Source organism: Bifidobacterium sp. LH_426 (assembly GCF_056356875.1).
Map to the genome: position 1 here is coordinate 14,476 of NZ_JBKEVB010000010.1, position 12,147 is coordinate 26,622.

A 12,147-nucleotide genomic window follows, 5' to 3' on the forward strand; every position below is an offset into this window, starting at 1 on the left:
GGAGCGCGTCCCCCGGAAGAACCCATCAGACGACACAAGGGAGCAACGTGCAGCAGGATCCGGACGTCATCGCAAGAAGCGCCGACGAACTCGTCGGAGACCTCAATCCGCAGCAATCGCAGGCCGTGCAGTACCGCGGTCCCGCGCTGCTCATCGGCGCCGGCGCCGGATCGGGCAAGACCCGCGTGCTCACCCGACGCATCGCATGGATCCTGAGCCGGTTCGGCGCATGGCCCAGCCAGGTCCTCGCCATCACCTTCACCAACAAGGCCGCCGCCGAGATGCGCGAACGCCTCGAAACGCTCATCGGGCCCGTCGCCCAGCGCATGTGGGTGTCCACCTTCCACTCCGCCTGCGTGCGCATCCTGCGCCGCGACGGCAAGGCCATCGGGCTCAACAGCGGATTCTCCATCTACGACTCCGCCGACTCCGAACGCCTCGTCAAGATCATCGCCACCGAATTCAACATCGACGTCAAACGCTACACGCCGCGATCCATCCTCGGACGCATCTCCGACTACAAGAACCAGCTCATCGGCGTCCAGACGCAGCTCGCCCAGTACGCGCCCGACTTCAAACCCGGCCAGCGCGGCTACAAGATCGGCACCGTCGGCGACATCGAAGCGCTGTACGCGGTCGTCTACGCCGAATACCAGCACCGGCTCGCGCTCGCCAACGCCGTCGACTTCGACGACCTCATCGTGCGCACCGTCGAGCTACTGCGCGACCATCCGGACGTCGCCGAGTACTACCACCACCGCTTCCGCTACATCCTCGTCGACGAGTACCAGGACACCAACCACGCGCAGTACGTGCTCGTGCGCGAACTCGCTGGCGTCGACGCGGGGGAGGGGAAGGCCGTCGCGCCCGCCGTCCCGTCGCAGGAGGCGACCGCCGGCCGCCAGGGCCCGGCGTGGATCACCGTGGTGGGCGACTCCGACCAGTCCATCTACGCGTTCCGCGGCGCCGACATCCGCAACATCCAGGACTTCGAGCAGGACTTCCCCGACGCGAAGACCATCATGCTCGAACAGAACTATCGTTCCACGCAGACCATCCTCGACGCGGCGAACGCCGTCATCTCCAACAACGAGGGGCGCAAGCCGAAGAAGCTGTGGACGGCGCTCGGCAAGGGCGAGCCGATCGTCGGCTATGCGGCCGACAACGCGCAGCAGGAGGCGCAGTGGGTCGCCGGCGAGATCGCCCGTCTCCACGCCGAGGAGGCCATCGCGTACTCGGACATGGCCGTCATGTACCGCGCCAACGCGCAGTCCCGCTCCCTCGAGGAGGCGCTCATCAACGCGGGGCTGCCCTACCAGCTGGTCGGCGGCACCAAGTTCTACGAGCGCCGCGAGGTCAAGGACGCGATGGCCTACCTGCAGGCCATCGTCAACCCGGACGACGATGTGAACCTCAGGCGCATCCTCAACGTGCCCAAGCGCGGTCTCGGCGCGCGCGCCGAAGGCATCATCCTCGACTACGCGCGGGCGCACGGGGCGAGCTTCTTCGCCGGCCTCATGCACATGGACGAGATCGAGGGCATCCCCACCCGCACGCTCAAGCAGCTGCACGCGTTCCGCGACCTCATGGGCGGACTGTCCGCGTTCGCGCGCGCCAACGAGACCAAGCCGAGCGAGATCGTCGCCGAAGTGCTCGAGAAGTCCGGCCTGCTCGAGGAGCTGCGCAAATCCACCGATCCGCAGGACGAGTCACGCGTCGAGAACCTCTCCCAGCTGCAGTCCACCGCCGCCGAATTCGAGCAGAAGACGCCGGACGCCACGCTCGCCGGGTTCCTCGAGACCACGGCGCTCGTCGCCGATTCCGACCAGTTGCCCGGCGAGAACGAGGATTCCGGCAAGGTCACGCTGATGACCCTCCACACCGCGAAGGGACTTGAATACCCGGTCGTATTCCTGACGGGCATGGAGCAGGGCACGTTCCCGCATTCGCGTTCCATGGAGGACACGAGCGAACTGCAGGAGGAGCGTCGTCTCGCCTACGTGGGCATCACGCGCGCCAAGCGTCGCCTGTACGTGACGCGCGCCGCCGTGCGCGCCCAGTGGGGCCAGGCGGCGGACATGATGCCCAGCCAGTTCCTCGACGAGATCCCCGAGAACCTCATCGACTGGAAGCGCCGCGAGGCCGGCGTCGAACGCATGCGCTCCAGCTGGGACGACGACGAGTTCGGCGGATGGGACGACGGCATGCCCTCGTCCGGACCGACGTTCGGCGGCTCCTACGGGTCGTCGTCCTACGGTTCCGGTTCACGTTCGTACGGCGGCGGCTCGTCGTACGGCTCGCGCTCGCGCTCGTACGGCTCCTCGTACGGTTCCGGCTCGCGCGGCTCGTCCGGTTCGTCGCGGCGTGGATCGGCCTACGGCTCGTCCACATACGGCGGCTCCTCCGGCTCACGGTACGGCTCGGGCTCATATGGTTCGGGTTCCGGCTCGCGCTCCGGCAAGGTCACGACGCGACGTGTCACGCCGAAGGCCGCGTCGTCGAGTCACGGCGTGACGGCGTCGTCGTTGACGAAGGACAACGGCCTCGACGTCAAGGACTTCGCGATCGGGGACCGCATCACCCACGACCGCTACGGCATGGGCAAGGTCGTCGACGTGCAGGACAAGGGACGCAACTCGGTCATCACCGTCGACTTCGGCACCGACGGCGTCAAACGCCTCATGCTGCGCGTGGCGCCTATCGAGAAGCTCTGACGGCTTCCCGATAGGCGCCCTTCGCGGCCGCCGCCGCTCACCTCGCCTACGGACGTCCCACCGGGCCGTCCGTTCGACGGCCCGGCCATGGAAAAGCTCTGATTCCGTAGCAGACGGGCGGGCGACAGTCAAGACTTGTGTTCCATGGGATCATCTGCGCATAATGCCAGACGTTCCGGCAAACGGGACAGCAGCATAGGAAGAGAGAACCATGAAGAACAAGCTCATTGCATCCGTCCCGTCCATCGTCATCGGCGCCCTGACCGCCATCGCGCCGCAAACCTTCGCCCACGCCTGCACGGGTCACGGCACGTTCGGCGCCTGCCACTGGTCGCAGCATGCCGCCGCCGGCATCGGCGTCGTGATCCTCGTTCTCGGCGTCATCGCCTTGTTCTCCGGACCGAAGACCCGCATGGGCCTCAACATCGCCGTCATCGCCGACTGTCTGCTGCTGCTCGCCGTGCCCACGATCCTCATCGGCGTCTGCCCGGGCGCGATGATGCACTGCCGCATGGTCATGCTGCCGACACTCATCGTGCTCGGCGTGCTCGGCATCGCCTTCGCGGCGGCCGGCGCATGGCTCGACTCCCGCACCCGCGCGTGACGACGCGACACGGCGACGCCATGGACACGCACGTCACGCTCCGCGACCTTCCCCTCGCGAACCTCGCACGCAAACCCCTGCGCACGACGGCGCTGCTCGCCGTCGTCACCGTACTCGCCGTCGCTCTGTTCGGCGGAACCATGCTCGGCATGAACCTCGGCAACGGCATGCGCAGCATGGAACGCCGGCTCGGCGCCGACCTCATGGTCGTGCCGCAGAACAGCGCGAACCAGGCCGAGGCGCTGCTCATCGGATCGAACTCCAGCACGTTCTACTTCACCCGCGACATCGCGCGCAAGGTCGAACGCGCCGACGGCATCGCACAGGCCACCGAACAGACCTACATCTCGTCGCTCGCCGCCGCATGCTGCGAGGAGAAGCTCCAGATCATCGGCTACGATCCCGCCACCGACTTCGTCATCGCGCCATGGGTGGCCTCCCAGTTCCAAGGCGAGTTGGAGGACGGGCAGATGGTCGCCGGGGCGAACGTCAACGTCTCCACGGACGGCACCATCGAACTCTACGGACGCAGCTGGCCGGTCGTCGCCCAACTCGCGAACACCGGCACCGGACTCGACAACTCCGTGTTCATCAACCAGCGCACCGTGCCCGACATGGTCGAGGCGTCCGCCGCGGTCTCCAAGCGCGTCATGCCCGAGGAATACGCGGGCAAGGCCGTCTCCACCGTGATGATCAAGGTGAAGGACGGCTACGACCCGCAGACCGTCGCCGCGAACATCAAACGGCTCGACACGCGGTTCGCCGATCTCGGCTACGTGTATCCGGGAGGCGTGACCGCGACGACGAAGACCGCGCTGGACGCGCTGACCGGCTATATGGCGGCGTTCGTCGCCGCGTTGTGGGCGATGGGCGTCATCGTCCTGCTCGCCGTGTTCGCGGCCAGCGCCAATGAGCGCAAACGCGAATTCGCGTCGCTGCGCATCATGGGCGCCACACGCGGCATGGTCAACGGCGTCATCGCGAAGGAGGCCGCCGTCATCGGAGCGGCCGGCGGCGTGATCGGCGTCGCCTTGGGGGCTCTGGGCATCCTGCCGTTCAGCGCGCTCATCGGCAGCAGACTCCAACTGCCGTACCTGCAGGCCGGGCCCTGGACGGTCATCGGCCTCGCCCTGCTCGCCGTCGCCTGCTCCACGGCGGTGGGCGTCGTCTCGTCGTTCGCCGTCATGGGCAGGATCTCCCGCGGCGACGCCGACATCATCCTCAAGGAGGGACGCTGACATGACGGCCGAAACGGAGAAGCGAGACCCGGGCGCGACCCCGCTGCTGCGCATCGACGACCTGACCCGGACCTTCACGCGCCGTGGCAAGCCGTTCGATGCGGTGAGCCATGTGAGTCTCGACCTGGACGCGGGCGGATTCGTCGCCATCGTCGGGCGTTCCGGCAACGGCAAGAGCACGCTCATCAACATGGTCGCCGGACTCGTGCGGCCCACCGGCGGATCCGTCGAGGTGGACGGCGCGCGCGTCGCCGACCTCGACGACCGCGGGCTGTCGCTCCTGCGCAACCGGACCATCGGATTCGTCACGCAGGAGCAGACGCTGCTCGGCAACCTGCCCGTGCTCGATAACGTGATCCTGCCCGCCACCTTCTTCCCGGACGGGAAAGCCGGGTCGGAGCCGTCCGGGGAACGAGGCGACGGGGAAGGGGAGGGCCGCGATCCACTCGTCGACCGCGCGATGCGGCTGCTGGAACGGCTCGGCGTCGACGATCTCGCGGGATGCCTGCCGCGCGAACTGTCCGGCGGCGAGATGCGCCGCGTGTCGATCGCCCGCGCCCTCATCAACGATCCGAAGCTCATCATCGCCGACGAGCCGACCGGCGACCTCGATGCGGACAGCACCACGACGGTCATGCGTCTGCTGCGCGAGCGCGCGGATTCCGGCGCCGGAGTGCTCATGGTCACGCATGACGCGGACGCGATTGGCTACGCCGACACGGTGTACCGGATGGATGCCGGAACGTTGTCCCGGGCATAGGTGTAGATTAGTCGATTGGTGTCTGCCGCAAGGCGGACGTCATCTGGAGTCTTAGCCCGTCAACGGGTCGGCAGCCGGAATCGTCAGAATCCGAATGATACGGCCGCTCGTGAGCAATCACGATGAAGCGTTGGAGAGGCCCGACTCAGCGCGGGGCGCCGCACAGGCGCATCGCGTTCCGTTCAGATAACGACAGAAAGAGAACAAACCAAAATGACGAACGTTCAGCGTTCCCGCCGTCAGGTGCGCCTGTCCCGCGCCCTCGGCATCGCCCTGACCCCGAAGGCCCAGCGCATCTTCGAGAAGCGCCCGTACGCTCCGGGTGAGCACGGCCGCACCCGCCGCCGCACCGAGTCCGATTACGCGGTGCGTCTGCGCGAGAAGCAGCGTCTGCGCGCCCAGTACGGCGTGTCCGAGAAGCAGCTGCGCGCCTCCTACGAGAAGGCCACCCGCACCGCCGGCCAGACCGGCAACGCCATGCTGGCCGATCTCGAGGTCCGCCTCGACAACCTGGTCCTGCGTGCCGGCTTCGCCCGCACCACCGCCCAGGCCCGCCAGTTCGTGACCCACCGCCACATCCTCGTGGACGGCAACATCGTGAACCGCCCGTCCTACCGCGTCAAGCCGGGCCAGACCATCCAGGTCAAGGCCAAGAGCCAGACGATGGTCCCGTTCCAGATCGCCGCCGAAGGCGTCCACCGCGACGTCCTGCCCGCGGTCCCGGGCTACCTCGATGTGAACCTGGCCTCCCTCAAGGCCACCCTGACCCGCAAGCCGGAGGCCGAAGAGGTGCCGGTGCAGGTCAACATCCAGTACGTGGTCGAATTCTACGCCCGCTGATCCGGGCCCACTTCTGTATCCACATACAGTCAAGGACATACCGCCGAAACCCCGCGCCTCCCGGAAGGGACGCGGGGTTTCCGCGTTCCCGGGACCCCGGCGTGGCGGCCGTGGCGTCCGCCGGCCCCGGCCGGAGCCTTCGCGCCGCTTCCCGTTGTAGAGTGGTGCCATGATTCTCCACCTGCATCTCGTCCGCCACGGACAGACCACGTTCAACAAGTACAACCGCCTCCAGGGCTGGTGCAACGCCCCCCTGACCGAATCCGGACTCGCCGACGCCGACAAGGCCGGACACAAGCTCGAAGACCTCGACTTCGCCGCCGCCTACTGTTCGGACACCTCCCGCGCCGAAATCACCGCGAAACGAATCCTCGACATCAACGAGGCCGCCGGGCACCGCCGCCCCGAGCTCGTCGCCGACATGCACTTCCGCGAGCAGTGCTACGGCTACTTCGAAGGACAGGACATGTCGCTCGCATGGACCGCTGCCGGCGGCCCCCACGGCGCGAAGAACTACAACGACATCGTCGCGAGGTTCGGGCTCGCCGCCACCCGCGATTTCCTCAAGGAAGCCGATCCGTTTCACGATGCGGAATCCGACGAGGAATACTGGAAGCGCGTCGAAGGGGCGTTCGCGCTCATCGCCTCGAACCCCGATCTCAAGGACGGTGACCACGTGCTCCAGATCTCGCACGGCAACACGCTGCTGAGCCTCGGGCACCGCTTCGGCGGCCCCGATCTCGACCTGAGCGAGCGTCCCGCGAACGGGTCCGTCACGCTCGTCGACTTCGATACGGACAAGCCGTTCGCCGAGGCGATCGCCATCGTGTCGTATGGCAAGTGATAGTCTTGTGCGGGTAACTGTGTACTAGGAGGCAATATGGGAGTTGGAGAGATCGCCGGTCTCGTCGCCGCGATAGCGTTCGCCGTGCTCGCCGGGTTCATGATCTATCCGCTGATCCGTCTGGGCAAGCTGTTCGACCAGATCGCCGACACCGTGCGCGAATCGGGCGAGCACGCCATCCCGGCGCTCGACGAGGGCGTCACCACCGTCAAGCAGGTCAACAAGTCGCTGGAGGACGTCAACAAGATCTCCGCCGCCGCCTCGACGACCGCGAACAACGTGGGCGCGCTCACCGACCTGTACGGCTCGTTCCTCGGCAAGCCGGTCATCAAGGTCGCCTCCGCGGCGTACGCCCTCAAGTCCACCGCGCAGTCCTTCCTCGTCCGCCAGTCCGCCGGGCGCCCCGACGACCAGGCCAAGGGGGAGTGATGTTCAAACGCATCTTTTGGGTCGGCCTCGGCTTCTCGCTCGGAGTCATCGCCGTCACCAAGGCCCAGGCCTACGTCAAGGCCAATACCCCGGACACGGCGCGGCAGTTCCTGCTCGGCCCCGATCAGGATCATGTCGGGATGAAGACGCTCGAAGGGCTCGTCAACGAGTTCAACGCCACGCGCCGAGCCCGCGAGGCTGAACTCAACAAGCAGTACATCGGCGAAGACCGCTGAGACGGTCCCGCGTCGTGTGCCGCCCGCGCCGTACGGGCGGCACACGCATGATGTAGGACGGTTACGGCGACGATACGTTCCCATAGGGCCCCATGCCCGCACAAACACACAACAAGGAGTTCCATCCGCTTATGCGCACCTCAGAAATCGCGAAGCGCTACCTCGACTATTTCGCGGCGCACGACCACATGGTCGTCCCCTCCGCGTCGCTGATCTCACCGAACCCGACCACGCTGTTCACCATCGCCGGCATGGTCCCGTTCATCCCGTACCTCATGGGCGAGCAGACCCCGCCCCACAAGCGCATGGCCTCCAACCAGAAGTGCGTGCGCACCCTCGACATCGACGAGGTCGGCAAGACCACGCGCCACGGCACGTTCTTCCAGATGATCGGCAACTTCTCCTTCGGCGACTACTTCAAGGAGGAGGCCATCCACTACGCGTGGGAGCTGCTCACCTCCCCGCAGGACAAGGGCGGCTACGGCTTCGACCCGGAGAAGCTGTGGATGACCACGTTCACCGACGACGAGGAGGCCCGCTCCATGTGGGTCAACGAGGGCGTCGACCCCGAGCACATCCAGAAGATGGGCATGGAGGACAACTTCTGGACCACCGGCGGCCCCGGCCCCGGCGGTCCCTGCTCCGAGATCTACGTGGACCGCGGCCCCGCCTTCGGCAAGGAGGGCGGCCCGATCGCCGATGAGAACCGCTACATCGAGATCTGGGACCTCGTGTTCGAGAACTACGAGGTCGACAACGTCAAGTCCAAGACCGACCTGCACATCGTCGGCGAGCTCGAGAACAAGAACATCGACACCGGTGCTGGTCTTGAGCGCCTCGCTTACCTGCTGCAAGGCAAGAACAACATCTACGAGACCGACGAGGTCTTCCCCGTCATCGAGGCCGCCGAGCGCCTCTCCGGCCGCAAGTACGGCGAGGACGAGGCGATGGACGTCAAGTTCCGCGTCGTGGCCGACCACGTGCGCTCCGCGCTCATGATCATGTCCGACGGCGTGCGCCCGTCCAACAACGGCCGCGGCTACGTGCTGCGCCGCCTGCTGCGCCGCACCATCGAGGCCATGCGTGTGCTCGGCGTCGAGAACGAGGTGCTGCCCACCCTGTTCCCGACCTCCAAGGCCGCCATGGAGCCCAGCTACCCGGAGCTCAACAAGACGTTCCACGAGGTGAGCGAATCCGCGTACGGCGAGGAGGACGCCTTCCGCCGCACCCTCACCTCCGGCATCGAGATCCTCGACGTCGCCGTGAAGAAGGCGAAGAAGGACTCCGCCGACGGCAGGTCCGAGGCCGTCGTCTCCGGCGACGACGCGTTCAAGCTGCACGACACCTACGGCTTCCCGATCGAGCTCACGCTCGAGATGGCCGCCGACCAGGGCGTGAAGGTCGACGAGGCCAAGTTCCGCGAGCTCATGGCGGAGCAGAAGGGCCGCGCCCGCGCCGACGCGTTGAAGAAGCGCCACAACGTGGACCTGTCCGTCTACGACGACTTCAAGAAGACGCTCGTCAAGCCGATCGACTTCCTCGGCTACACCGACATGTCCGCCCGTGCCACCGTGCTCGGCATCATGCAGGAGGGCAAGGGCTCCGTGCCCGCCGTCACCGGACCGGCCAACATCGAGGTCGTGCTCGACCGCACCCCGTTCTACGCGGAGGCCGGCGGCCAGCTCGCCGACCAGGGCGAGATCCTGTCCGACGACGGCGCCGTGCTCGAGGTCGATGACGTGCAGAAGCCGATCAAGGACCTCATCGTCCACCAGTGCCGCCTGACCGAGGGCACGCTGGTCGTCGGCACTCAGGTGAACGCCAGCATCGACCTGGCCCGCCGCGGCGCCATCGCCCGTTCGCACACCGCCACGCACATGGTGCACAAGGCGCTGCGCGAGGAGCTCGGCCCGCAGGCCACCCAGCGCGGCTCCGAGGACGCCCCGAACCGTCTGCGCTTCGACTTCCAGTGGTCCAAGGCTCCGACCAAGCAGGTGATGAGCGCCGTCGAGGAGCGCGTCAACGACCGTCTGCGCGACAACCTCGTCGTCACCACCAAGGAGATGAAGTTCGACGACGCCATCGCACTCGGCGCGATGCACCTGTTCGGCGAGAAGTACGGCGACATCGTGCGCGTCGTGTCCATCGGCGAGGACGGCTGGAGCCGCGAACTGTGCGGCGGCACCCACGTCGACCACGTCGGCAAGATCGGCGCCATCAACATCATGTCCGAATCCTCCATCGGTTCCGGCGTGCGTCGCGTCGACGCCGTGGTGGGCGCCGGTGCCTACGAGTTCAACGCCCGCGAGCACGCGCTCGTCTCCCAGCTGAGCGACAAGCTCAACGCCCGTCCGGACGAGCTCGCCGAGCGCGTCAACGCGCTGCTCGCCAAGCTCAAGGAATCCGACCGCCGTCTGGCCTCCATGTATGAGAGCCAGCTCGCCGCGGCCGTCCCGGAGCTCGTGAAGAACGCGCAGGCCTCCCAGGCCCCCGTCAAGGTCGCCGCGAAGAACGTCGGCCACTTCGGCTCGTTCGACGCGCTGCGCAAGACCGTGCTCGACGTGCGTTCCCGCCTCGGCGAGGAGTCGCCGGTCGTCGTGGCCCTCGCCGGCGTGAGCGCCGACGACAAGCCGATGGTCGCCGTCGCCACGAACGAGGCGGCGCGCAAGCTCGGCATCAAGGCGGGCGATCTCGTGCGCGGCGCCTCCAAGGTCCTCGGCGGCGGTGGCGGCGGCAAGCCGGACTTCGCCCAGGGCGGCGGCGCCGACGCGTCGAAGATCGACGACGCGATCTCCGCTCTCGAACACGAGGCGCTGAAGGGCTGAGCCGTTTGACCTGGCTTGGCATCGATCTGGGTGACGCCCGGGTCGGACTCGCGTTGTCCGACCCGGAGCTCACCCTCGCACACCCCATCGGCAACATCCAGGCGTACGGTGATTCATTCCGTGCGCTCGACGATGTGATCTACGTCATCGAGGACGAACAGGTCGACCACGTCGTCGTCGGGTTGCCCCTGCTGCTCAACGGCGATGAAGGAAAAAGCGCCAAAAAGGCGCGTCGTTGGGCCGCCAATCTCGTCAAACGCATCGAGCGTATGATCGCCGACGGCGACATACACCTCGATGCGACACCTGACGTAGAATTGCTGGACGAGCGTCTGACCACGGTGAGCGCGCATCGTCAGCTGCATGAGGCGAACATCGCCGGTCGGAGGCACCGCCCGGTGGTGGACCAACAATCCGCCGTCGTGATCCTGCAATCCGCGTTGGATCGCAAAGAGCGATAGGGAGAAGTGATGTCCGAAAGCTTCAACGATTTCTTCGAGGAGAACGCGCAGAAGGTCTCAGGCAATTCCGCCGCGCCGGCGGCCGAACCGCCCAGGCCTCCGAAATCCCGCAAGGAGATGCGCAGGCATCGTCGCAAGGGACGGCAGAAGAAGGTGATCGTCCTCGTCTCCGTCCTCGTCGTGCTCGCGCTCATCGGCGTCGGCTGCTTCTTCGGCTACCGGCGCATCGCCGCGATCCGCGCGGTCAACGCGTACAACGAGAGCATCTCCCAGGAGTTCAAAGGCAAGGCGTACGGCACCGTCTACTTCACCATCGAACAAGGGCAGGATTCGCTGACCGTCGGCAAGAACCTCGTCAAGGCGAAGATCGTCAAATCCGCCGAGACGTTCGCGGCCACGGTGTCCGCCAATTCGGCGACGCTCTACCCGGGCACGTACGAGATGCAGTACCACATGCAGTCGGCCGACGCGGTCGAGATCCTCTCCGACCAGACGAAGGCCACCGGCTTCCTCGACGTGAAGTCCGGCGAACGCGTGTCCGACGTGATCGCGAACGCCGCACAGCTGAGCGGCATCGACGAGTCCGAATTCAAGTCCGTCGTCGACGGCGGTGGCAGCGGCATCCTGCCCGCCGAGGCGAAGGGCAAGTTCGAAGGTTGGTTCGAGCCCGGCCAGTACGACGTGAAGTCGAAGAAGTCCGCCTCCGACATCCTCAAGATGATGGTCGACAGGCGCATCGCCAAGCTCGACGATCTCGGCGTGCCGACCGGCGACGAGCGTGAGCGCATCCTCAACATCGCCTCCATCGCCGAGGCCGAGGTGAACTCGAAGGAGTACTACGGCAAGGTGACGCGCGTCATCCTCAACCGTCTGGACAAGAACATGACCCTCGGCATGGATTCGACCGTCGCCTACGGCAACAACGTGAAGTCCGCCGACATCACGCAGGCCATGCTCGACGACTCCTCGAACGCGTACAACACGCGCATCAGGAAGGGGCTGCCGCCCACGCCGATCTCCAATCCGGGCGACGACGCGATCGACGCCGCGCTCCACCCGGAGAACGGCGACTGGCTGTACTTCGTGACCGTGGACCTCCAGAGCGGCGAGACCAAGTTCACCGACAACGAGGACGAATTCGACAAGTTCGTGCAGGAGTACAAGAGCAACAACGCCGACGCGAACTGATACGCAAC

The 12,147-nt window shown here is 66.4% G+C and carries 11 protein-coding genes; all 11 read left to right on the forward strand.

Going from position 1 to position 12,147, the window contains the following annotated elements; all coding sequences use genetic code 11:
- Positions 1-47: 47 nt before the first annotated feature.
- The 11 genes from AC1AYD_RS09140 to mltG all read left to right on the forward strand — a co-directional run bounded on the left by AC1AYD_RS09140 (position 48) and on the right by mltG (position 12,139).
- Entirely contained in the window at positions 48-2,714 is a 2,667-nt protein-coding gene (locus tag AC1AYD_RS09140) for an ATP-dependent helicase (protein ID WP_476545042.1), read from the forward strand.
- Between the two features lie 211 nt (positions 2,715-2,925).
- A complete protein-coding gene (locus AC1AYD_RS09145) occupies positions 2,926-3,318 on the forward strand; it encodes a DUF4418 family protein (protein WP_476501588.1) in 393 nt (130 codons plus the stop codon).
- Between the two features lie 20 nt (positions 3,319-3,338).
- The gene (locus AC1AYD_RS09150) at positions 3,339-4,556 is read left to right on the forward strand and encodes an ABC transporter permease (RefSeq protein ID WP_476501589.1); all 1,218 of its coding nucleotides are present in this window, start codon (positions 3,339-3,341) and stop codon (positions 4,554-4,556) included.
- A 1-nt stretch (position 4,557) separates the two neighbouring features.
- Positions 4,558-5,316, forward strand: coding sequence for an ABC transporter ATP-binding protein (locus AC1AYD_RS09155; protein ID WP_476501590.1), 759 nt, complete (start codon positions 4,558-4,560; stop codon positions 5,314-5,316).
- A 213-nt stretch (positions 5,317-5,529) separates the two neighbouring features.
- Complete coding sequence (gene rpsD, locus AC1AYD_RS09160; RefSeq protein WP_101623104.1) at positions 5,530-6,156, forward strand: 30S ribosomal protein S4; 627 nt, start codon at positions 5,530-5,532, stop codon at positions 6,154-6,156.
- 169 nt (positions 6,157-6,325) lie between these two features.
- Complete coding sequence (locus AC1AYD_RS09165) at positions 6,326-7,000, forward strand: histidine phosphatase family protein (protein ID WP_476501591.1); 675 nt, start codon at positions 6,326-6,328, stop codon at positions 6,998-7,000.
- Between the two features lie 36 nt (positions 7,001-7,036).
- The gene (locus tag AC1AYD_RS09170) at positions 7,037-7,429 is read left to right on the forward strand and encodes a DUF948 domain-containing protein (protein ID WP_476501592.1); all 393 of its coding nucleotides are present in this window, start codon (positions 7,037-7,039) and stop codon (positions 7,427-7,429) included.
- Entirely contained in the window at positions 7,429-7,665 is a 237-nt protein-coding gene (locus AC1AYD_RS09175) for a hypothetical protein (RefSeq protein WP_476501593.1), read from the forward strand. The genes AC1AYD_RS09170 and AC1AYD_RS09175 overlap by 1 nt, the downstream gene beginning before the upstream one ends.
- A 131-nt stretch (positions 7,666-7,796) precedes the next feature.
- A complete protein-coding gene (alaS, locus tag AC1AYD_RS09180; RefSeq protein WP_476501594.1) occupies positions 7,797-10,490 on the forward strand; it encodes an alanine--tRNA ligase in 2,694 nt (897 codons plus the stop codon).
- 5 nt (positions 10,491-10,495) lie between these two features.
- A complete protein-coding gene (gene ruvX / locus AC1AYD_RS09185) occupies positions 10,496-10,951 on the forward strand; it encodes a Holliday junction resolvase RuvX (protein WP_476501595.1) in 456 nt (151 codons plus the stop codon).
- Positions 10,952-10,960: 9 nt separating this feature from the next.
- A complete protein-coding gene (gene mltG, locus AC1AYD_RS09190) occupies positions 10,961-12,139 on the forward strand; it encodes an endolytic transglycosylase MltG (RefSeq protein ID WP_476501596.1) in 1,179 nt (392 codons plus the stop codon).
- Positions 12,140-12,147 lie beyond the last annotated feature (8 nt).